23 protein-coding genes are annotated in these 21,736 nt (G+C 67.5%); 7 read left to right on the top strand and 16 right to left on the bottom strand.

Annotation, left to right across the window (positions count from 1 at the left end; all coding sequences use genetic code 11):
* Window positions 1-23: 23 nt before the first annotated feature.
* The 4 genes from ASE86_RS02355 to ASE86_RS02340 all read right to left on the bottom strand — a co-directional run bounded on the left by ASE86_RS02355 (window position 24) and on the right by ASE86_RS02340 (window position 3,480).
* A complete protein-coding gene (locus ASE86_RS02355; RefSeq protein ID WP_056421895.1) occupies window positions 24-782 on the bottom strand; it encodes a 3'-5' exonuclease in 759 nt (252 codons plus the stop codon).
* A gap of 81 nt (window positions 783-863) precedes the next feature.
* Window positions 864-2,246, bottom strand: coding sequence for a phosphoglucomutase/phosphomannomutase PgmG (pgmG, locus tag ASE86_RS02350; protein WP_056421893.1), 1,383 nt, complete (start codon window positions 2,244-2,246; stop codon window positions 864-866).
* Window positions 2,247-2,419: 173 nt separating this feature from the next.
* Window positions 2,420-2,677 (bottom strand): J domain-containing protein, encoded by a 258-nt coding sequence (locus tag ASE86_RS02345; RefSeq protein ID WP_056421892.1) that lies wholly within the window; start codon window positions 2,675-2,677, stop codon window positions 2,420-2,422.
* A complete protein-coding gene (locus tag ASE86_RS02340; RefSeq protein ID WP_235523962.1) occupies window positions 2,677-3,480 on the bottom strand; it encodes a division plane positioning ATPase MipZ in 804 nt (267 codons plus the stop codon). Before ASE86_RS02340 ends, ASE86_RS02345 begins: the two co-directional genes overlap by 1 nt.
* A gap of 80 nt (window positions 3,481-3,560) precedes the next feature.
* On the opposite strand from ASE86_RS02340, the gene panC reads away from it, so the two are divergent.
* Both panC and ASE86_RS02330 read left to right on the top strand, forming a co-directional pair.
* Window positions 3,561-4,403: a pantoate--beta-alanine ligase gene (panC, locus tag ASE86_RS02335; RefSeq protein WP_056421888.1), complete on the top strand. Its 843-nt coding sequence runs from the start codon at window positions 3,561-3,563 to the stop codon at window positions 4,401-4,403.
* A gap of 65 nt (window positions 4,404-4,468) precedes the next feature.
* Entirely contained in the window at window positions 4,469-4,765 is a 297-nt protein-coding gene (locus ASE86_RS02330) for a hypothetical protein (protein ID WP_056421887.1), read from the top strand.
* Window positions 4,766-4,897: 132 nt separating this feature from the next.
* On the opposite strand, the gene topA is transcribed toward ASE86_RS02330, so the two are convergent.
* The 7 genes from topA to ASE86_RS02295 all read right to left on the bottom strand — a co-directional run bounded on the left by topA (window position 4,898) and on the right by ASE86_RS02295 (window position 11,893).
* Entirely contained in the window at window positions 4,898-7,525 is a 2,628-nt protein-coding gene (gene topA / locus ASE86_RS02325; protein ID WP_056421885.1) for a type I DNA topoisomerase, read from the bottom strand.
* A 63-nt stretch (window positions 7,526-7,588) separates the two neighbouring features.
* Entirely contained in the window at window positions 7,589-8,212 is a 624-nt protein-coding gene (locus ASE86_RS02320; RefSeq protein ID WP_056421883.1) for a MarC family protein, read from the bottom strand.
* A complete protein-coding gene (locus tag ASE86_RS02315; protein ID WP_056421882.1) occupies window positions 8,209-8,841 on the bottom strand; it encodes a hypothetical protein in 633 nt (210 codons plus the stop codon). Before ASE86_RS02315 ends, ASE86_RS02320 begins: the two co-directional genes overlap by 4 nt.
* A complete protein-coding gene (gene folD, locus ASE86_RS02310; RefSeq protein WP_056421881.1) occupies window positions 8,838-9,713 on the bottom strand; it encodes a bifunctional methylenetetrahydrofolate dehydrogenase/methenyltetrahydrofolate cyclohydrolase FolD in 876 nt (291 codons plus the stop codon). Before folD ends, ASE86_RS02315 begins: the two co-directional genes overlap by 4 nt.
* A 221-nt stretch (window positions 9,714-9,934) precedes the next feature.
* Window positions 9,935-10,231: a YggT family protein gene (locus ASE86_RS02305; protein ID WP_056421880.1), complete on the bottom strand. Its 297-nt coding sequence runs from the start codon at window positions 10,229-10,231 to the stop codon at window positions 9,935-9,937.
* A 44-nt stretch (window positions 10,232-10,275) separates the two neighbouring features.
* Window positions 10,276-11,175 carry an acetylglutamate kinase gene (argB, locus tag ASE86_RS02300; protein ID WP_056421879.1) on the bottom strand — a complete coding sequence of 300 codons (900 nt, stop codon included), beginning with the start codon at window positions 11,173-11,175 and terminating at the stop codon, window positions 10,276-10,278.
* 55 nt (window positions 11,176-11,230) lie between these two features.
* Window positions 11,231-11,893, bottom strand: a complete 663-nt coding sequence (locus ASE86_RS02295; RefSeq protein ID WP_056421878.1) for a queuosine precursor transporter — start codon at window positions 11,891-11,893, stop codon at window positions 11,231-11,233.
* A gap of 166 nt (window positions 11,894-12,059) precedes the next feature.
* On the opposite strand from ASE86_RS02295, the gene ASE86_RS02290 reads away from it, so the two are divergent.
* On the top strand, window positions 12,060-13,376 hold the full coding sequence (locus tag ASE86_RS02290) for a NupC/NupG family nucleoside CNT transporter (protein ID WP_235523961.1): 1,317 nt from the start codon (window positions 12,060-12,062) through the stop codon (window positions 13,374-13,376).
* Entirely contained in the window at window positions 13,373-13,654 is a 282-nt protein-coding gene (locus tag ASE86_RS02285; RefSeq protein ID WP_056421876.1) for a hypothetical protein, read from the top strand. The genes ASE86_RS02290 and ASE86_RS02285 overlap by 4 nt, the downstream gene beginning before the upstream one ends.
* A gap of 95 nt (window positions 13,655-13,749) precedes the next feature.
* Here ASE86_RS02285 and ASE86_RS02280 read toward each other — a convergent pair whose 3' ends face one another.
* The 3 genes from ASE86_RS02280 to ASE86_RS02275 all read right to left on the bottom strand — a co-directional run bounded on the left by ASE86_RS02280 (window position 13,750) and on the right by ASE86_RS02275 (window position 15,704).
* The gene (locus tag ASE86_RS02280) at window positions 13,750-14,445 is read right to left on the bottom strand and encodes a L,D-transpeptidase family protein (protein WP_082441611.1); all 696 of its coding nucleotides are present in this window, start codon (window positions 14,443-14,445) and stop codon (window positions 13,750-13,752) included.
* Window positions 14,446-14,680: 235 nt separating this feature from the next.
* A complete protein-coding gene (locus ASE86_RS16275) occupies window positions 14,681-14,827 on the bottom strand; it encodes a hypothetical protein (RefSeq protein WP_200911473.1) in 147 nt (48 codons plus the stop codon).
* Between the two features lie 7 nt (window positions 14,828-14,834).
* On the bottom strand, window positions 14,835-15,704 hold the full coding sequence (locus ASE86_RS02275; RefSeq protein WP_056426489.1) for a 3-hydroxyacyl-CoA dehydrogenase NAD-binding domain-containing protein: 870 nt from the start codon (window positions 15,702-15,704) through the stop codon (window positions 14,835-14,837).
* Window positions 15,705-15,867: 163 nt separating this feature from the next.
* Between ASE86_RS02275 and ASE86_RS02270 the strand changes: the two genes are divergently transcribed.
* Window positions 15,868-16,434: an HNH endonuclease gene (locus tag ASE86_RS02270; RefSeq protein ID WP_056421875.1), complete on the top strand. Its 567-nt coding sequence runs from the start codon at window positions 15,868-15,870 to the stop codon at window positions 16,432-16,434.
* A 56-nt stretch (window positions 16,435-16,490) separates the two neighbouring features.
* Window positions 16,491-18,641 carry a transglycosylase domain-containing protein gene (locus ASE86_RS02265; RefSeq protein ID WP_056421874.1) on the top strand — a complete coding sequence of 717 codons (2,151 nt, stop codon included), beginning with the start codon at window positions 16,491-16,493 and terminating at the stop codon, window positions 18,639-18,641.
* 4 nt (window positions 18,642-18,645) lie between these two features.
* Here the strand turns inward: ASE86_RS02265 and ASE86_RS02260 are convergent, their stop codons facing one another.
* On the bottom strand, window positions 18,646-19,914 hold the full coding sequence (locus ASE86_RS02260; RefSeq protein ID WP_056421873.1) for a dicarboxylate/amino acid:cation symporter: 1,269 nt from the start codon (window positions 19,912-19,914) through the stop codon (window positions 18,646-18,648).
* Between the two features lie 72 nt (window positions 19,915-19,986).
* On the opposite strand from ASE86_RS02260, the gene glmM reads away from it, so the two are divergent.
* Complete coding sequence (gene glmM, locus ASE86_RS02255) at window positions 19,987-21,324, top strand: phosphoglucosamine mutase (protein WP_056426486.1); 1,338 nt, start codon at window positions 19,987-19,989, stop codon at window positions 21,322-21,324.
* A gap of 16 nt (window positions 21,325-21,340) precedes the next feature.
* On the opposite strand, the gene ASE86_RS02250 is transcribed toward glmM, so the two are convergent.
* Window positions 21,341-21,736, bottom strand: a complete 396-nt coding sequence (locus tag ASE86_RS02250; protein ID WP_056421872.1) for a hypothetical protein — start codon at window positions 21,734-21,736, stop codon at window positions 21,341-21,343.

The raw sequence follows: 21,736 nt of genomic DNA, 5'->3' as shown, positions 1-21,736 counted from the left end.
AATTATAACGGACGTGCAATAATTTAGAGCAAAAGCTCCTGCGCCGTTGCGCGACCGATCTCGCCGCCGCCGCGTCGCCGGGCCAGTTCCGTTTCGGCAGTGAAGCGGATGTCGATATCGCGGTCGGTCAGAAAGCCGGCCAGGCTCTCGTTATCGATCTCGCGCCATTCCTTGCCACGGTCGGGACCGTAGCGGACCCGCGGCAGCAGTCCCGGCGCCTCGGTCCATTCGACCAGTTGCGCGACCGACGCTTCGTTCAGCTGGTCGCGGACGTGGAAGGCGGTGACATAGGCGTCGGGAAACGCGCGGTGGGCCGGCAGCCCGCGCTCATGCTCCAGCCCCGCGGGCTGGCGCCAGTAGCGCAGCATCTGGTTGGAGAAGCCCGGGCTGTCGGGCCAGAGCCGGAGCGCGCATTTCCAGGTGCAGATCCACTGGTTGCCGTGGGTCAGTGCGGACGTGCAGAACTGCTGTTCGAAGGTCGCACGGTGCGCGGCAAGCGCCACGCGGCGCGGCCAGGGGTCGAGGATCGGGCGCGCGACATCGTGCCAATAGCGCGCGTCGGCGACGTCCTCGTCCCGGATATGATGCACCGCCATGGTAACGGGCGGGATCGGGCGACCGGGATTGACGAGGATGCTGCCGCCCTCGCCCTCCAGCTCCCACCGCCCGTCGGGTTGCAGCGCCACGTCCTGCCAGCCGATCTCCACCACCGCGTGAGTAGGCGGGGCATTGCCGGTGGTTTCAAGGTCGATGACGCGGACGATACTGGGGGTGGGGCGCATTCCGCCTATTTGGGGGTTTCGCGTACGAGGCGCCACCCAAAAAGCCCCCTCCCCACCGACCGGGGGAGGGGGCCGGCCGGGTCAGTGCCCCGCCTGCTCGCCCCGCTCCAGGCCGCTGGCGGCAAGCTGGGCGTCGATCATCGCCATCAGCCGGTCGAGTCCGGCCTGGTCTTTCGCCTCGGCGCGGGCGACCAGCACGTCCTGGGTATTCGACGCGCGCAGCAGCCACCAGCCGTCGGCCGTATTCACGCGCGCGCCATCGGTGCGGTTGACGTCGGCGCCTTCGGCCTCCAGCCGGTCGAGCACTTCCTCGACCACCGCGAACTTGCGCGATTCATCGACCTGGAACCGCATTTCGGGCGTGTTGACCAGCGCGGGCATCTCGCCGCGGATTTGCGTCAGCGATTTGCCGATCACGTTCACCGCATTGATAAGCTGGACCGCGGCATACTGCGCGTCGTCGAAGCCGTAATAGTCCTGCGCGAAGAAGATGTGCCCCGACATTTCGCCGGCGAGCGGCGCGTGGGTTTCCTTCATCTTGGTCTTGATCAGGCTGTGGCCGGTCTTCCACATCAGCGGCTTTCCGCCCAGTTCGGCGATGCGGTCGTACAGCATCTGCGACGCCTTCACGTCGGCGATGATCGTGGCACCCGGCTCCTTGCGCAGCACCGGGACGGCGAGGATCGACAGCAGCTGGTCGCCCCAGACGACCCGGCCTTCACCGTCGATCGCGCCGACACGGTCGCCGTCCCCGTCGAAAGCCAGTCCGAAATCGAGGTTCTTTTCCGCGACAAGGCGTTTCAGATCGGCGAGGTTCTTTTCCTCGGTGGGATCGGGATGATGGTTCGGGAAATTGCCGTCTATATCGGTGAAGATCGTGTGGTGCTCACCCGGCAACTGCTGGACGAGCTTCTCGATGACGCGGCCGGCGGCGCCATTGCCCGCGTCCCAACCGATGCGGAATGTGCCGCCCGAATAGCCCGCCAGAAGGCGGCCGACGTAGGCGTCCTCGATATCGGCGTCTGAGACGGTACCGTCGCCCTCGTCCCACTCGCCGTCCGCCGCCATCTGGCCCAGCTGCTGGATCTGCTCGCCGAAGAACGGCTTGTGCTGCAGCACCATCTTGAAGCCGTTGTAGTCCGCCGGATTGTGGCTGCCGGTGATCTGGATGCCGCCGTCCACTTCCAGCGTCGCCTCGGCATAATATAGCATCGGCGTGGGGCCCAGGCCGACGCGGACGACATCCACGCCCGACGCGGTCAGGCCCTCGACCAGCGCTGCCTCCAGCATTTCCGACGAGACGCGCCCGTCGCGCCCGACCGCCACGCGGGTGCCGCCGGCGCGGCGGACCAGCGTCGCAAACCCGCGACCGATCGCGCGCGCGTCGTCGGCGCCGAGCGTCTTACCGACAATCCCACGGATGTCGTATTCGCGAAGGGACGTGGGATCGAAACGATGGGTCATGAAGTCTCCTGCGATCTGGAAAAAATGCGGTTCGGGCCGAGCTTGTCGAAGCCCTGTCCTTTTTTGATGTCAGTACCGCGACACCGAATAAAGGCAGCCCTTCGACACGCTCGGGGCGAACGGCGTCGGGTGATCGTTTCGCTCAAAGCGCGAACGGTCGGATGGTTGCAGCGCTACGCGCCCAGCCGCCGCAGCAGCACGTCGCGCGCGTCGTTGATCTGGCGGGTCAGTTCAGCCGATCCGCCGCGGTCGGGGTGGACGCCGGCCAGCAGGCGGCGGTGCGCGGCGCGGACATCGTCCACGCTCGCGTCGGCGCGCAGCCCCAGGATGTCGCGGGCGCGATCGACCTCGGGCAGGCGCGTCTTCGCCTTGGGCTTCAGCACCCACCACACCAACGCCATCAGCGCGAGGGCAAGGAGAATTTTTGCCATCAGGCCGCCGCCCCCTGGAGCAGCGGCACGCCGGCGTCCGGGAGGGCCAGGCCCGACATCATCTCGCGCAGTTCCTGCCGCGCGGCAACGTGGCTGAGGCCCATGCTGCCGAATTCCTTCGAATCGAGCATGGTCAGGCCCGACGGGAACAGCTCGCGGTAGATAACGCGTTCCGACAGGCCCGGAATGACGCGGAAACCGACGCGCTTCGACAATTGGTCGATCGCTTCCGACACGCGGCGCATGTTGCGCGCCTCGATATGCTGCAGGCGGTTGCGCAGGACGACCCAGTCGATCGTCGCGCCATCGGCGCGCGCCCGCGTCTTGCGCGCATCCCAGATCAGCTCGGAATAGAAGCTGGGCCGCGTCACCTTGAACGTATCCGGATCGACATGGCCGATCAGGTCGAAATCGACGAAGCTGTCGTTCATCGGCGTGACAAGCGTGTCGGCGTTGGTCGCCGCGATGCGCGCGAACTTGTCGTCGCGGCCGGGGGTGTCGATGACCAGGAAATCGGCGTTCGCGCTCAGGCGATCGAGCGTCTCGGCGAACAGGTCGTCGCTGGTCCCGTCATGCGTCGCATGGACCGGCGTCACGAGCTCGCGCCCCGTCCGCTTCTGCGTCGCGGCACGATTGTCGAGATAGCGTCCCATCGTGCGCTGACGATGATCGAGGTCGAACGCCGCCACCCGTGCGCCGCGCGCGGCAAGCGCGATCGCGACGTGAACGGCGGTCGTCGACTTGCCGGTACCGCCCTTTTCATTGGCGAAGACGATGACGTGCAGGTTGTTTGCGTCGGCCAAGGTGGCGACAATCCCCATGTTGATCGGTCGTGGTACGAACCGTAAGAGCCCTGGCTCGCTTTACCGAAGGGCCTGTCTGCGTGCAAACCATCCGTCGCCTTGCCGAGCTTCGCCCGGCCCTGTCCGTATTCTGGAGCGCGGGCGAGGATATCGCGCTGGTGCCGACGATGGGCGCGCTGCACGCCGGGCACATGGCGCTGGTCGCCGAGGCCAAGCTGGCCGCGCGGCGCGTCGTCGTGTCGATCTTCGTCAACCCGAGGCAGTTCGGCGCGAACGAGGATCTGTCGCGTTATCCGCGCAAGGACCTGGCCGACGCACGGATGTTGGCCGAGGCGGGCGTCGACATCCTGTGGATGCCAAGTGTGGACGAGGTCTATCCAGCGGGCTTTGCCACCACCGTGTCGGTCGCGGGCGTCAGCGAAGGCCTGGACGGCGCGGCCCGCCCCGGCCATTTCGACGGCGTCGCGACCGTGGTCGCCAAGCTGTTCAACCAGGTCCGGCCGCACGTCGCGCTGTTCGGCGAAAAGGATTTCCAGCAGCTCGCCGTCATCCGCCGGATGGTCGCCGACCTCGACTTCGGCATCGACATCCGTGGCGTGCCGACGCAGCGCGACGACGACGGCCTCGCCCTCTCCTCACGCAACATATACCTGGTCGCCGAAGACCGCGCGAAGGCCATTGCCCTGCCGCGCGCGCTGGGTGTCGCCGCGACGACGATCGCAAAGAATGGCAAGCCCGATGACGCGCTGGCGACGGCGCGCGATACGCTGACCGCGGCGGGCTTCACGGTCGATTATGTCGAGCTGGTCGATGCCGAAACCCTGGGCAAACCGGCACCGGGTCGCCCCCGCCGGCTGCTCGCCGCGGCACGGATCGCGGGCACCCGGCTGATCGACAATATCGCAGTGAACGAAGAAGGTTAATCGCGTTAACCATTCCCTTACACTTGGTCGTCAAACCTGACCCTGATGAAAAAGGGGTTCGGACAATGGCCATCAGCGAAAAGACTGCCGCCTTCCTGATCGAAAGCCGCCTGCGCGACGCCGCGCGCGGCAATGTGAAGGCCTATTTCGATCTGGGCATCGCGTATTCCACCGGCGCGCAGGGCGTCGATATCGACCTGATCGAAGCGCACAAATGGTTCAATCTGGCCTCGATCGCCGGCAACACCCGCGCGCAGGAATGCCGCGCGGAAATCGCCGACGAGATGAGCGCGCGGGACATCATCGCGGCGCAGAAGGCGGCCCGCGCGTGGTTGCAGGTCGGGGCGCGGGCGGCGGCTTGACCCGATCCTCCCCGTTCACGGGGAGGTGGCAGCGCGGCAGCGCTGACGGAGGGGAACCTCCACGCAACGATCCGCTCGGGGCACGCCCCTCCATCAGCCTTTGGCTGGTCCCCCTCCCCGTGCCGGGGAGGATTACTCGGCCTTCTTCTTCGCCGGCGCCTTCTTCGCCGCGGGCTTCTTGGCAGCCGCGGGCTTCTTGGCAGCCGCGGGCTTCTTGGCCCCCGCCGCTGCCTTCTTCGGCGCAGCCTTCTTCTTGCCCTTGCTTGCCGGTGCCGCCGCTGCACGCGCGTCGATCAGCTGCGCGGCTTCCTCCAGCGTCAGTTCGTCGGGCTGAACCGTCTTGGGCAGCGTCGCATTCGTCTCGCCATCGGTGACATAGGCGCCGTAGCGGCCCTCCATCAGCTTGATTTCGGCTTCGGTGCGCGGATGCTTGCCGAGAACCTTCAGCGGCTCGCGCGCCGCGCCGCGTGCCGGACGCCCGCCGCCCGCCGCCGCCTCAGCCAGCTTGACGACGGCCGCGTTCATGCCCGTCTCGAACACATCCGCCGTCGACTGAAGCCGCGCGTACTTCCCGCTATGCGCCAGATACGGACCGTAGCGTCCGATCGACGCAGTGATCGGCGCGCCGGTTTCCGGATGATCGCCAATCGTCCTGGGCAGGCTCAGCAGCTTCAGCGCCCAGTCGAGATCGAGCTCGCCGATATCCTTCGGGATCGACGCGCGCTTTGCCTCTTTGCCCTCGCCGAGCTGGATGTACGGGCCGAACCGCCCCGACTTGCGCTCGACCGGCAGATTGGTTTCGGGATCGGTACCGAGCGTCTCGGGGCCGCTATCGCCACCGTCCGCGCCGCCCGCCTGGCCGAAGCGACGGGTGAATTTGCAGTCGGGATAGTTCGAACACGCAACGAACGCACCGAACCGGCCGCCACGCAGCGACAGACGCCCGTCGCCGCAATTCGGGCACGCGCGCGGGTCGCTGCCGTCGTCCTTGGGCGGGAACAGGTAATCGCTCAGGAATTCGTCGAGCGCGGCGGTGACTTCGCTCGGCTGGCGTTCCTTGACCTCGTCCGTTCGCGGCTTGAAGTCGCGCCAGAACGCCTCGAGCACCGCCTGCCATTCGGCGCGGCCACCCGACACGTCGTCCAGCTCTTCCTCCAGCCCCGCGGTGAAGTCGTAGCTGACGTATTTCTCGAAGAAACGCTCCAGGAAGGCGGTCAGCAGGCGCCCGGTTTCCTCGGCGTAGAAGCGGTTCTTCTCCAGCCGGACGTAGCCGCGGTCCTTCAGCACGTCGATGATCGAGGCATAGGTCGACGGGCGGCCGATACCGAGTTCCTCGAGCCGCTTGATGAGCGACGCGTCGGAGAAGCGCGGCGGCGGCTGGGTGAAATGCTGTTCGCTCTTCACGCCGGTCTTTGCCGGCGCATCGCCCGACTTCAGGTGCGGCAGGCGGCGGCTGTCCTCGTCGTCCGCGGCGTCGGCCTGTTGGCCAGAGCCGCCAACAGCGACGCGATCGTCTCGACCCTCTTCATAGAGCGCGAGGTAGCCGGGGAAGAGCACGACCTGGCCGGTCGCGCGCAGCACGCATTTGCTGGTGCCGTCCTCCAGCTCGATCGAGGTCCGCTCCATCCGCGCCGCCGCCATCTGGCTGGCGAGCGCCCGCTTCCAGATCAGCTCGTACAGGCGGCCGTGATCGCCCGAACCTGCCCGATCCTTCGAAAAATCGGTCGGCCGGATCGCCTCGTGCGCCTCCTGCGCGTTCTTCGCCTTGGTCTGATATTGCCGCGGCTTTTCCGGCACATAGCCGCCGTCGTAGCGCTCGATCACGGCTTTCCGCGCCGCATCGATCGCCGACCCGTCCATCTGGACGCCGTCGGTCCGCATGTAGGTTATCGCGCCGTCCTCATACAGCGCCTGCGCGATCCGCATCGTGTGACTGGCCGAGAAACCGAGCTTGCGCGCCGCCTCCTGCTGCAACGTCGAGGTGGTGAACGGCGGGGGCGGGTTGCGGGTCGCGGGCTTGGTCTCGACGCGGGCGACCGAGAAGCGGCCGGCCTCGACCGCCGCCTTGGCGCGGGTTGCGGTGCCTTCGTCGCCGATCGACAGGCGGTCGAGCTTCTTGCCCTCCCACGCCGTCAGACGTGCGACGAACGGCGTGCCGTCCTGTTCGAACGTCGCTTCGACCGACCAGTATTCCTGGGGCTTGAACACCTCGATCTCGCGCTCGCGCTGGACCACCAGCCGCAGCGCGACCGACTGCACGCGTCCGGCCGACTTGGCGCCGGGCAGCTTGCGCCACAGCACCGGCGACAGGGTGAAGCCCACGAGATAATCGAGCGCACGGCGCGCGCGATACGCGTCGATCAGGTCGGTATCGAGCTCGCGCGGAGCCTTCATCGCCGCCAGGATCGCGGGCTTGGTGATCGCGTTGAACGTGACGCGCTCGACTTCCTTGGGCAGCGCCTTGCGGTTGCGCAGCACTTCCTGGACATGCCAGCTGATCGCCTCGCCCTCGCGATCAGGATCGGTCGCGAGGATCAGGCGATCGGCCTTTTTCGCCTCGTCGGTGATCGCTTTGAGCTGGCGCGACTTGTCGGCGTAGGTTTCCCATTCCATCGCGAAGTCGGCGTCGGGGTTTACCGACCCGTCCTTCGCCGGCAGGTCGCGGACGTGCCCGTAGGACGCGAGGACATGATAGTCCTTGCCCAGGTACTTCTCGATGGTTTTGGCCTTGGCCGGGGATTCGACGATGACGAGCTGCATGGTGGCCTTGAGCTAGGAGACTTCACGTGTACGCGCGAGGGTGGCGGGTGTTTCGTCGTAGCGTCAACCCGCGAAGCTGGCCTTCACCCCGTCGATGACGAACTGCGCGGCGAGCGCGGACAGGAGCACGCCGAGCAGACGGGTGATGACCGCCTCGATCTTGGCGCCGAGCACACGCATGATCGGTCCGGCCGCCAGCAACGCCAGCAGCGTGAGCGCCAGGATCGTCAGCATCGCCGCCAGCACGACCGCGGTTTCCGCCCAGCTCGGGTGTTGCGCGGTCAGCAGCATGGCCGAGGCGATCGAGCCCGGCCCCGCGATCATCGGCATCGCCATCGGGAAGATCGAGACATCCTCGATCTCGGGTGTTTCCTTGATCTTTTCGGCCCGCTCCTCCCGGCGCGCGGTGCGGCGTTCGAACACCATGTCCATCGCGATCACGAACAGCAGGATGCCGCCGGCAATGCGGAACGCGTCCAGCCCGATGCCGAGCGCGCCCAGGATGTTGCGGCCGAACAATGCGAAGACCAGCAGGATCGCGGTCGCGACCAGCACCGCACGCGTCGCCATCGCGCGGACGTGCGCCCGCCCGCCGCCGCTGGTGAGGCCGGCATAGATCGGCGCGCAGCCCGGCGGGTCGATCACCACGAAGAAGGTGATGAAGGCGGAGATGTATAGTTCGATCATCGCTTCGCTCCAGGCGCGGCGGGGGCGGGGTCCGGGGCGGGAATACGGTTCGCGATCACACGCTCCATCCGCCGCCCGTTCCACAGATGGACGTCGAGCGCACGCGCGCCCTCGGGCGTGTAGGTCCAGCGCCACTGCAGGGTCGAATCGGCCGAGCGACCGGAGGACTGCTGCTCGATCCCTTCCCGAGGCGCGCCCATCACGTCGCGCGCCCGGCCACGGCAGGATGCCTTGCGCTGCCTGGGCGCATCACCGGCGGGTTCGATCCGCCCGGTTTCGGCCCCGCCGTCGTACAGCCATTTCCACGTGCCGTCCGGCTGGCGACGCCAGATCGTGGTGAAATAGCCCGCCGCCTTTTCCGCAGGGACCATCCACGGGCCGGTATTGACCGCGGTCGCGCCGTCGCAGGACACGAAGCTGGCGCGCGGAAACCACTGGATCGGGTGTTTCGGCTCTGGCTTGTCGGCCAGGAAGCGCCGCGCGACGATCGGCCGCGGCGCGAACATCATCGCGTCCTCCGCCGCGGTGTCGCGGAACGCGGCCCATTGCTCGCCCTTCGCGGCGCGTGCGGCAAAGGCACGCTCCGCATCGAGCGCGCTGGCCTGCAACGCGACGAGCGCCAGGATCACAGGCTGCTCTCGTCGAACGACATTCCGGCGTTGCGACAGGCGGCGACCAGCGTGTTGCGCAGCAAGACGGCGATCGTCATCGGGCCCACGCCACCCGGCACCGGGGTGATCGCGGATGCGATGCCGGCGGCCGAATCGAAATCGACATCGCCGACCAGCCCGCTCTCGGTCCGGTTGATACCGACATCGATGACGACCGCGCCGGGCTTCAGCCACGCGCCCTTCACGAAGTACGGGATGCCGACCGCGGCGACAACGATATCGGCGCGGCCGACGTGACCGGCGAGGTCCTTGGTGCGCGAATGCGCGATGGTGACGGTCGCGCTGGCGCGCGTCAGCAGCGCGGCCATCGGCTTGCCGACGATGTTCGATCGGCCGATGACGATGGCGTCCTTTGCCGCAAGATCGCCGAGTTCGTTCTTCAACAGCATCAGGCAGCCAAGCGGAGTGCAGGGGACGAAGCCTTCAAGGCCCGTTGCCAGCTTGCCCGCATTGACCGGATGGAAGCCGTCGACGTCCTTCTCCGGCACGACGCGCTCGATAACCACACTTTCGCGGATGTGCTTGGGCAGCGGCAATTGGACCAGGATGCCGTCGACCGCCGGATCGGCGTTGAGCCGGTCGACCAGCGCGAGCAGATCGGCCTCCGTCACATCGGCGTCCAGACGGTGCTCGAAACTCGCCATGCCGGCAGCGATGGTCGCCTTGCCCTTGGAGCGGACATAGACTGCGGAGGCGGGGTCTTCGCCGACCAGCACGACCGCGAGGCCGGCCTTCCGCCCGCTCGCCGCCTCGAACGTCGCCGCCGCGTCACCCACCCGAGCCCTGAGCGCGGCCGCGGCCGCCTTTCCATCGATGATCCGTGCCGTCATGCGGCGGCGTCATAGAGGGGCTCGTCGCAAGCCGCCACCCGTTCGTCGTCGTTTCCAACGCTACTTATGACCGTCATCCCCGCGAAGGCGGGGATCAATAGTCGCTGAAGCCGATGAGTCTCACGCCGGTTAGCCAGAATGTATCCCCGCCTTCGCGGGGATGACGGTTGAAGGTGCGGGAAAGGCTACGCGCTCCATCCCCACCGCCAGGACGAAATCGCTCAAGTACCGGTGTAGGCAGCGATCAGCTGATTGCGGATGATGACGTCGAGGATCGCCAGGATGATGAGGACCACCACCGGCGACAGATCGAGCGCGCCGAAGTCGGGCAGGACGCGGCGGATCGGGCGGTACAGCGGCTCGGTCATCACGCCCAGCGCGTTCCACACGTTGCGGACCAGGTCGTTCGACGTGTTGATGACGTTGAACGCGATGAGCCAGGACAGGATCGCCTGGACGATGATGATCCACCACACGAGGTTGAGCAGGATCTGGAGAATTTCGAGGATCGTCGTCACGCCGTGGTCATTCCCGTGTCTGTCTTAACCCAATATAGCACCGATCAGCGCCGGACCAAGGTCCCGGCACCCCGTTCGGTGAAGATCTCCAGCAGCATCCCGTGCGGGATGCGCCCGTCGAGGATGACGGCGGCGTCCACCCCGCCCTCGACCGCGGCGACGCAGGTCTCCAGCTTGGGGATCATGCCGCCGGTGATCGTGCCGTCCGCGCGCAGGCCGGCGATGGCGGCAGGATCGAGGTCGGTCAGCAACTGCTTGTCCTTGTCGAGAACGCCCGGCACGTCCGTCAGCAGGAAGAAGCGCGCGGCACGCAATTCGGCGGCGATCGCGCCCGCCATCGTATCGGCGTTCACATTGTAGGTATGCCCGTCGGCGCCGAGCGCCACCGGTGCGACCACGGGGATGAACCCTTGGGCATTCAGGCTGGTCAGGATGGTCGGGTCGACCCGCGTCGGTTCGCCGACGAAGCCCAGGTCGACGTGGCGTTCGATGCCCTGCAACGGATCGGCCTCGCGCCCGGTCACCTTGCTTGCGACGACCAGGTTCGCATCCTTGCCCGAAATGCCGACCGCACGGCCGCCGGCCTGCGCGATCCAGGCGACGATTTCCTTGTTGATCGAGCCGGCCAGAACCATCTCGGCGATCTCTGCGGTCGGCTTGTCGGTGATGCGCAGGCCGTCGTGGAAGCGTGATTCGACGCCCAGCCGCTTCAGCATCGCGCCGATCTGCGGCCCGCCGCCATGGACGACGACGACATTGATCCCGACCATCTTGAGGAGCGTCACGTCCTCGGCGAAATCGCGCGCGAGTTCGGGGTCGCCCATCGCATGGCCGCCGTATTTCACGACGAAGGTCTTGCCGGTGTAGCGTTGCAGGTACGGCAGCGCCTCGGTCAGCGTTTCCGCCTTGGCGAGCATCGCGGGGGATGGGGCGTGGTCGATCATGCCGCGCCCCTTAATGGCCGGTCGCGGAAAACCCAAATCCTGCGTCGCCCCCGGGTCAGCGAGTGACGGCCGTACCGTCCAGCCGCCGCCCGAACGCCACCGCGACATAGATCAGCGGCGGCACCAGCAGCGCCGACAGCACGACCTTTGCCAGCATCTGCCCGACCAGCAGCCCGCCGATCGGAAATTCGCCGTAGAAGGCGATGGCGACGAACACGACCGTGTCGACGATCTGGCTGAGCACGCCCGCCACCGCCGAGCGGAACCACAGCAGCTTCGATCCCTCGCGGCCCTTCAGCGCGGCAAAGATCGTCACGTTCAGCGACTGCGAAATGCCATAGGCGATGATCCCGCCGATCCAGATCCGCCAGGTCGAGAACAGGATGCCCTCGATCGCCGCCAGCGCCTCCGGCCGGTCGGCGCGCATCTCGGCCGAGGCGGGCAGCGCATAGACGAGCAGCGAGAGCAGCAGCGACACGATCAGCGGCACGAAGCCGATCCGCACCAGCCGATTCGCCCAGGTCGCGCCGTGCAGTTCGGCCACCGCGCTCGACGTGACGACGAGCAGCAGGAAAGCAAAGATGCCGGCTTCGACGGCGAGCGGCCCCAGGCCGACCTGCTTGTTGCCCAGCACGCCCGCGATGCAGACCATGCCGCCGTAAAACAGCGCGAAGACGAAGAGCGAAAGCGGGAGTGTGCGTGGGTGCGGGGTTTCCATCGCGCGGACGCTAGCCGAAAATTTTCGTGAGGGAAGCCCCGGACACAAAACCCAATCCTCCCCTGCACGAGGAGGATGACTCGTGCTCCTCCGCACAAACCCCTGTCCCCTCACGCAAACCTCTGCCATGCTGGATGGCTGTGTTTCCCCAGGGGTGGGCGTCTACGTGCAGCATAATCTGATCGGCCTGGCCGGTATCGTCGTCATTCTTCTGGTCGCGGTCGCACTGTCGAACAATCGCCGCGCGATCCGGCTGCGGGTCGTCGGCCCGGCGTTTGCGCTCCAGGCGGGCTTTGCGGTGCTGGTGCTCGCGACCAGTTGGGGCAAGTCGGTCATCGCCGGGATGTCGCATGGCGTGTCGAACCTTCTCGGCTATGCCAAGGCCGGCACGGACTTCATCTTCGGTCCGCTCGCCGGGCCCACGATGGGCGCCAACAGCTTCGCGATCGCGGCGCTGCCGGTCATCATCTTCTTCGCCTCGCTGATCTCGATCCTCTACTATCTCGGCGTCATGCAGCTCATCATCAAATGGGTGGGCGGCGCGATCCAGCTGGTGACGGGGATCACCAAGGTCGAATCGCTCGGGTCGGCGGCGAACATCTTCGTCGGCCAGTCGGAAAGCCCGCTGGTCATCCGCCCGTATCTGGCGAGCCTGACGCCGCCGCAGCTGTTCACCGTGATGACGGTCGGCATGGCCGGCGTCGCGGGTACGATCCTGGGCGCCTATGCCAGCATGATCGGCGCGCAGCTGCTGCCGTATCTGCTTGCGGCCAGCTTCATGTCGGCACCCGGCGGCATTCTGATGTCGAAGATCATCATGCCCGACGTCGAGCCCCGACAAGGCGAGCTGCCGCTGGGGAGTGCGTCGGGCGACGCGGTCGCGCTCAGCGAACCGCACACCCGCGCCAGCGCGCCCGAGATCGAGGGCAGCGAGCCGATCGCGGAAGCCAGCCACGACGAGGAAAAGCCGGCCAACATCATCATGGCGGCGGCGCAAGGTGCGCAGACCGGCGTGAAGCTGGCCGTCGCGGTCGGCGCGATGGTGCTGGCGTTCGTCGCTCTCGTTGCGCTCGCCAACGGACTGCTGGCGGGGATCGGTGGCTGGTTCGGGCATCCCGAACTCAGCTTCCAGATGCTGCTCGGCTATGTCTTCCAGCCGGTGATGTTCATCCTGGGCGTGCCGTGGAACGAGGCGGGCGTCGCCGGCGGCCTGTTCGGCACCAAGATCGTACTGAACGAATTCGTGTCGTTCATCGAACTCAGCAAGATCCAGGGCACGCTGTCGCCCGCCAGCGTCGCGATCGTCACCTTCTCGCTGTGCGGCTTCGCCAATTTCTCGTCGATCGCGATCCAGATGGCGGTGACCGGCAACCTGGCCCCTAACCAGCGCCCGGTGATCGCGAAGCTGGGGCTGAAGGCACTGGTCGCCGGCAGCCTGTCGAACCTGATGTCGGCGGCGCTGGCGGGCCTGCTGATCGGGTGAGACTGGTCTTCGCCAGGGGCACAGGCAAGGCCGATCGCCCGGACGAGACGATCGATTGCCCCAGGCAGCGGATCATCCCGCACGACATGGTGCATTACGCGGTCGAAAGCGTACTCGACGCGCGCGGCTTCCTGGGTCGCGTGGCGAGCGGCGAAGCGGCGAACTTCACCATGGGCCCCGAATCGGAGAGCGACGGTGTCGAGCGGCTGGTCGAAGTGATCCAGGGCGACGGCTGGTCGGGCGGCGCGCTGGAACTGTCGTTCGAGCCTCGCCACTGACCACCCGGTGCTCCCGCGCAGGCGGGAGCCCAGAGCCACAAGCGGTGACCCTTCGTAATCCTGGGCTCCCGCCGGCACGGGAGCACCCGGGGGACTTACGCCGCCTTGATTGCCTGACCCTGGCTCAGCATCTCGCCGTTGGTCACGATCACCGTGTCTCCCAGCGCCACCGCGCCGAACAGCTTCTTCGCAAACGCGATCGGCACGCCGACGCAGCCGTGCGTCGCAGCGTCAGGGCGCATCGCTTCGCTGCCGTGGATCGACACACCGTCGTTGGTCAGCCGCAGCGTATAGGGCATCGGCGCGCCGTACAGGCTCGACACATGCTGCGCCTTGCGGAAGCTGACCTGGAATACGCCCAAGGGCGTCGGCTTGGTATCGGCGCCGTAGATCATGACCGCGGTGCCGATCTCGTGCCCGTTACGGAAGACCGAGAGCACCTGCGCCTTCAGGTCGACCGTCACGACGATCTTGCCGCCCTTGGCGGCTGGCGCGGCGCTTTCGTCCCAATACCAGTCGCCGTGGACGAAGGGCCTGCCGACGCTCAGCACGCTCTTGACGACATAGGCCGACGGATCGACGGGGGCCGGGGCAGCGGCCGGACGCGCGACGGGCTTCGCCCGCGACGCCGCGGTGGCGACCAGCGGCTGCGGGGCCGCCGACGTCGCGATCGGCGGCGCGGCGGCATCGCGCGCCGCCATCCGATCGGCGATATGCGCGGCGCCGAGGAAGCTCGCACAGCAGCCGAGCGTCAGGCCCGCCCGTTTCACCCAGGTCGCGGTGCTTGCCATCTCGTAATCGAATCCTTCGTGTCAGACCGCTCGTCATGCGACAGATCGTCTTTCGAAGGCGTCAAGAAAAGGCCGGATTTCCGGGTGTTCCGGGGTGGGACAGGGTGATGCGGCGTTTACCCGTCCCACCCGTCGCCATCAGCCTGTCGAGGGGCAGCCCCTTCGTCGGGCCGCGGGCCCCGCCACACGAAGAAAAGGCGGGTCGTCGACACGCTCGGCACGAACGCACGAAGAATCACTCGTCCGTCCGGATCTTCACCTTGTTCGGCAAATCCTTGCCCTTGGTCCGGCGCGACGGGACCTGCACCGGGTTCTTCTTCTTCCATTCGCCATAGGTCATCGGACCATCGGGCGTCTGGATGATGGTATCGTCGAGGGCCATGGCCGCCTCAACGTGTCGGTACGGGCTCGGGTCCCGAATAGTCGTAGAAGCCGCGCCCGGTCTTGCGGCCGTACCAGCCGGCCTCGACATACTTCACCAGCAGCGGCGCGGGCCGGAACTTGGGGTCGCCGGTGCCTTCGAACAGCACGCGCGTGATCTCCAGGCAGGTGTCGAGCCCGATGAAGTCGGCCAGCGTGAATGGACCCATCGGGTGGTTGAGCCCGAGCTGACACGCGGTGTCGACATCGCGGATCGTCGCGACGCCTTCGCCCAGCGCGAAGCACGCCTCGTTCAGCATCGGCATCAGCACGCGGTTGACGATGAAGCCGGGCGCGTCGTTGGCGTGGACGATCTCCTTGCCCAGCGTACGCCCGAACGCCTCGACCGCCTGGACCGTCGCGTCGCTGGTCGCCAGACCCCGGATCAGCTCGATCAGGCCCATGACGGGCACGGGATTGAAGAAATGCACGCCCATGAACCGCGCCGGATCGGGCGACGCCTGCGCCAGGCGCGTGATCGGGATCGACGATGTGTTGCTGGCGAGGATCGCGTCGCTGCGCATCCCCTTGCCCACCGCCGCAAAGATCTTGCGCTTGATCTCCTCGCGCTCGGTCGCCGCCTCGATCACCAGGTCGCAGTCCCCCATCGCCGCGACGTCGCCGACCGGTTCGATGTGGCCGAGCGTCGTGTCGCGCGCGTCGGCGGTGATCTTTTCCTTCGTCACCAGCCGGTCGAGCTGCTTGGCGATGCCTGCCTTGCCGGCGTCCGCGCGCGCCTGGTCGACGTCGGACAGCAGCACCCGGTACCCGGCCGCCGCCGACACCTGCGCGATGCCTGCACCCATCTGTCCCGCACCGATCACACCGATGGTCTTCATGTCGCTCTCCTTAGTCTTGGCGCTTCCATAGCGCGTCCGCAGGCCGACACCACCCATGCGCTTGACCACCCATGCGCTTGACCGGGCCGCCTTCCCTATGCTGTCATGCAGGTGTCATCCTTCGCGGCGATGGCTCGCGGAGCGACGAAGCGAAGGGGGACGTATGTTTCATCCTGACCTAATGCGGCATCCGGACAGTTGCCCGGCCCTGGTGCTCAATGCCGACTATACGCCGCTCAGCTACTATCCCCTGTCGATCTGGCCATGGCAGACCGCGGTGAAGGCCGTGTTCCTCGACCGCGTCGATATCGTGTCGCATTACGAACGCGAGGTGCGCAGCCCGACCGCGGCGCTGAAACTTCCCTCGGTCATCGCGCTCAAGCAATATGTCCGGCCATCGGCCTTTCCCGCCTTCACCCGCTTCAACCTGTTCCTGCGCGACCGCTTCGCCTGCCAATATTGCGGCACCGGCCGCGACCTGACGTTCGACCACGTCATCCCCCGCGCACAGGGCGGCCGCACGACGTGGGAGAATGTCGCGACCGCGTGTGCGCCCTGCAACCTGAAGAAGGGCGGGCGCACCCCGCGCGAGGCGGGGATGCCGCTGCACGTCCAGCCGATCCGCCCGACCAGCTGGCATCTGCAGGAACACGGGCGCAGCTTTCCGCCCAATTACCTGCACGACACGTGGCGCGACTGGCTGTATTGGGACATCGAGCTGGAAGCATGACGCCCAGGACATTCCGCGGCTTGCGGGTCGCGTGTTAGGTTGTTAATACAGTCGCCATGAACTTGGGTCCGCCGTTCGATCCGTCCGACCGCCGTCCCGGTGCGTCCGACGACGACCCCTTCGCCAATTTCGCGCGCACCGGGAAACTGTCCTCGGGCACGACGCCGCCTGCCCCGCCGCCGGGCGATCCGCTGCGCTTCGATCCCCCCTCAGCCACGCCGAAGCGCCGCATCCGCTGGGGCCGCTGGATCGTCCGCGGGACGGGTGTCGCCATCGTCCTGCTGGTCGTGGCGATCATCTGGCTGGCGATCACCGCGCCCCTCTCGCGGTCGCTGAAACCACCGACGCCGCCCAGCATCACGCTGCTGGCGAGCGACGGCAAGACGCCGATCGCGCGGCGCGGCGCGGTCATCGGCGATCCCGTCGACGTGCGCACGTTGCCTAAGCACATCCCGCAGGCGTTCCTGGCGATCGAGGATCGACGCTTCTATTCGCACTGGGGCGTATCGCCGCGCGGCATCGCCCGCGCGATGTGGAACAACGCGCGCGCCGGCGGGATGCGCGAGGGCGGGTCGACGATCACCCAGCAGCTCGCCAAGAACGCGTTCCTGTCGTCCGACCGCACCTTCGGCCGCAAGGCGCGCGAGCTGATGATCTCGTTCTGGCTAGAGGCGTGGCTGACCAAGGACGAGATCCTCAGCCGGTACCTCTCGAACGCCTATTTCGGCGACAACGTCTATGGCCTGTCGGCGGCGGCGAAGCATTATTTCAGCAAGCAGCCCGAGCAACTGAGCGTCGCGCAGGCCGCGCTGCTGGCCGGGCTGGTCAAGGCGCCGTCACGCCTCGCCCCGACCATCAACCTGTCGGGCGCACGCGCGCGGCAGAAGCTGGTCGTCGGCGCGATGGTCGAAAGCGGGTTCCTGACGAAGGCGGAGGCCGCCGACGTCGGCCCGGCGCGGTTGAAGGTCGAGCGGACGAAGACGCTCCCCTCCGGCACGTACTTCGCCGACTGGGTCCTGCCGCAGGCGCGCGACCGCGCCGGCGAGATCGCCAACGAGCTGACCGTCACGACCACGCTCGACCAGCGGATGCAACGCGCCGCCGAACGCGCGATCCGCCGCGCCGGGCTGCGCGAGGCGCAGGCGGCACTGGTCGCGATGCGCCCGGACGGCACCGTCGTCGCGATGGTCGGCGGCAAGGACTATGCGAAGTCGCCGTTCAACCGCGCGGTGCAGGCCAAGCGCCAGCCGGGGTCGACGTTCAAGCTGTTCGTCTATCTCGCCGCGCTGCGCTCCGGCATGACGCCCGAGAGCACTGTCGAGGACCGCCCGGTCACGATCGGCGAATGGAGCCCGAAGAATTCGGATGGCCGCTACGCCGGCGACATCACGCTAGCGCGCGCCTTTGCCAAATCATCCAACGTGGCCGCCGCGCGCCTGACCAAGGAGGTCGGCGTATCGAACGTCATCCGCGCCGCGCGCGACCTGGGCGTGACCAGCCCGATCCCGAACGAAGCGTCGATCGCGCTCGGCACCTCGACCATGTCGCTGCTGGAACTGACCAGCGCCTATGCCGCGATCGCCGCGGGCGAATATCCGGTGCGCGCGCGCGGGCTGTCGGCGGAGGAAGAAGCGGGCTTCATCGATCGCTGGCGCGGGCGTCGCACGGCGATCGACGACAAGACGCTGGAGGGAATGCGCGAGTTGCTGTCGCGCTCGATCGCCAGCGGAACGGGCCAGCAGGCCGCGCTCAGCATCACCGGCTTCGGCAAGACCGGCACGACGCAGGACAGCCGCGACGCACTGTTCGTCGGCTATGCCCAGGGGCTGGTCGCCGGCGTTTGGGTTGGCAACGATGACAATTCGCCCAATCCGGGCCTGCAGGGCGGCGGCATCCCCGCGCGCATCTGGCGCGACTTCATGATCGAAGCGCTGGGCGTGTCCGCCCCCCTGCCCGCGGTTATCGAGGAGCCTGAGGATCCGGTCGGCAACATGATCGACGACATGATCGATCCAAGCGAGCCGATCTTCACCGACGATCCCGCCGCGCCCCCGGCCGCGGAGATCGAGGGCCTTGGCCTGAACGTCCGGCTGGGCCGCGACGGCAGCTTCAACGTCGGCCCCAGCGACCGCCGCCGCGACGGCCCGCCACCGCGCCGCGAGGATCGGCGCGCGCCCGAGGACGAGGATGTGGACGGGCCGGGTTAGGCGATCATTCCGGCGCCTGTGCCAGGATCGCGTCTGCTTCACTCCTGGCCACGCCTGATCGCCGGCCGATCGCGGAGGTCGCGGCGACGTCCATCATGACGTTGCCCAGCGTACGCATGATGTCGGGAAAGGTCTCGACCGCGACCAGCAGGGCCAGCGGGCCGATCGGCAGACCCATCGCCAGCGCGATCGGCGCGATCGACGATACGAAACTGATGGTGCCCGGCAAGCTGACCGCGCCCATCGTCGTCACGGCGGCGGCGGCGATGCCGATCGCGATCTGCCCCGCGGTCAGCTCGACCCCAAAGATATGCGCGACGTACAGCGCGACCGCCAGGTTCATCGCCGGGCCGGTAAAGCGGAAGATCGCCACTGCCAGCGGCAACACGACGCCCGACGTCGCGACCGGCAGCCCCAGCTTCTCGCTGGCACGTAGCATCGCCGGCAGCGACGCGAGACTCGACTGCGTCGACACCGCGACCGCCGCCGGCTGCGTCATCGCGCGCAGATAGGTGCCCAGCCCCAACCGGCCGCCGATGATGGCCACCGGAAACGCGAGCAACGTGACGCCCGCGCCGCACGCGGTGACGGTCAGGACATAGTGGATCAGCGCGCCGAACGCCGCAGTCCCGGCCTTTGCCCCGACTGCAAAGGCCAGCGCGAAGACGCCCAGCGGCGCCAGCCACAGCACCCAGCCGATGACGATCAGCATCGCATCCGCCACCGCCTGGAAGAAGCCGGTCAGCAGCTTGCGCGGCTCGTCGGGCAACCGCGTGACGGCGAAGGCGAAGGCGACAGTGAACACGATCAGCGGCAGGAAGGCGTCATTGGCCGCCGCGGCCAGCGGGTTCGTCGGCACCATCGCGACCAGGAAGTCACTGAAGGGCGGCACCGCGCCCACCTCGCTGGCGCTGGCGACCGCGCCCTTCAGCGCGGCGGCCGCGTCGGGCCCGAGCGGGAAGAGATGCGTTATCCCGAAAAAGATCGCCGCCGACAGCGCCGACGACGTCCAGAGGAGCGCGATGAACACGATCAGCGCGCGCGTCGCGAGACGGCTGGCCTTGGCCGCTTCGGCGGTCGCGGCGATGCCGGTCACTAGCAGGCCGACGACCAGCGGCACGATGGTCATCTGCAATCCGTGCAGCCAGATCGTCCCCACTGGTTCGGCAATGGCGACGCCCAGCGCATCCGCCGACGGGGCGACGCGCGCCAGCAGGATGCCGAGCACGAGGCCGCCGACGAGCGAGATCAGGATACGGGTGGCTTGCGACATTACTCGATTCTCCGGTGGTCGCGCGCTATGGCGGCCCACTCACACGGCGACAAGGTTGCGGAAAACGTCACGATGGCAAGGAAATATTTCGGCACCGACGGCATTCGCGGCCTGACCAACGCCGACAAGATGACCGCCGAAATGGCGATGAAGGTCGGCATGGCCGCGGGGAAGCATTTCCTGCGCGGCGACCACCGCCACCGCGTCGTCATCGGGAAGGACACCCGCCTGTCGGGCTATATGCTCGAATCCGCGCTGGTCGCGGGCTTCACCAGCGTGGGCATGGACGTGGTCCTGCTGGGACCGATGCCGACGCCCGCGGTCGCGATGCTGACGGCATCGATGCGTGCCGACATGGGCGTCATGCTGTCGGCCAGCCACAATCCGTTCTTCGACAACGGCATCAAGCTGTTCGGTCCCGACGGCTACAAGCTGAGCGACGCCGACGAAGCCGCGATCGAAGACGGGATCGACGGCCGTGTCGACCTGGCGCCCGCCGCCGATATCGGCCGCGCCCGCCGCGTCGACGATGCCAAGGGCCGCTACATCCATTTCGCCAAGACGACCTTCCCCGGCGAACTGACGCTCGACGGGCTGAAGATTGTCGTCGATTGCGCGAACGGCGCCGCCTATCAGGTCGCGCCGTCCGCGCTGTGGGAACTGGGCGCGGATGTCATCGCCATCGGAGTCACGCCCAACGGCCGCAATATCAATGACCAGGTCGGGTCGACCGCACCGCTGACGCTGTGCGAGACGGTCGTCGCGTCCGGCGCGCACATCGGCATTGCGCTGGACGGTGACGCCGACCGGCTGATCGTGGTCGATGAAACCGGCCAGATCGTCGATGGCGACCAGTTGATGGCGACCATCGCCGGCGGCTGGGCGCGCCAGGGGCGTCTGCGCGGCGGCGGGCTGGTCGCGACGGTCATGTCGAACCTGGGCCTGGAGCGCCACTTGTCGGCGCAAGGGCTGGGGCTTGTGCGCACCAACGTCGGCGACCGCTACGTGCTCGAAAAGATGCGCGCGTCGGGCTACAATGTCGGCGGCGAACAGTCGGGACACATCATCCTCAGCGACTATGCGACGACCGGCGACGGCCTGGTCGCCGCACTCCAGGTGCTGGCCGAGGTGGTCCGCGCGGGCGCACCGGCCAGCGAAGTGCTGCGCCGGTTCGAGCCCCTGCCGCAACTGCTGAAGAACGTCCGCTATTCGGGCACCCAGCCGCTGGAGAACGCGACGGTCAAGGCCGTGATCGCCGAGGCCGAAAGCGAGCTGGAGGGCCGCGGCCGCCTGCTCATCCGCAAGTCGGGGACCGAACCGCTGATCCGCGTGATGGCGGAGGGTGAGGACAAGGCGCAGGTCGAGACGGTGGTCGACCGCATCGTTGCGGCGGTGAAGGCGGCGGCCTGACCGGCTGATCCCGATCCTATGCCGCGGCCTGCCCACGCTCGGGGACTGCGAACAGCCACGCGATCGCCGGCGCACGTTCGGCGAACACCTGCATGTCCGGGCGGTCGCGGCGGATACGCTCCATCTGCAAGGTGACGAGCGGCGAGGCGGTGACGAACGCCACGCGCCGCGCCCAGATCGCGCGGTAGGCGGGGTCGGTGAAGAAGACCGCAAAGGTGTCGAGTATCGCCGGCGACGCGACCCGGAGGCCGGTCAGGTCGTACAGCGTCACGTGGCGGCCCATGCGGTCTCCCAGCGAGCGGATCGCAGCGTGCAGCTGTGCAGCACCCGTGGCGATGTCGGCATCGGTCACGAAACCGTCCGCCGTCAGGTTCACAAGCGCATGCGAGCGATCGACGACGACCTTGATCAT

The sequence above is a fragment of the Sphingomonas sp. Leaf33 genome (assembly GCF_001421785.1).
Taxonomy (GTDB): domain Bacteria; phylum Pseudomonadota; class Alphaproteobacteria; order Sphingomonadales; family Sphingomonadaceae; genus Sphingomonas.
This window is presented reverse-complemented; position numbering and strand designations above follow the sequence as displayed.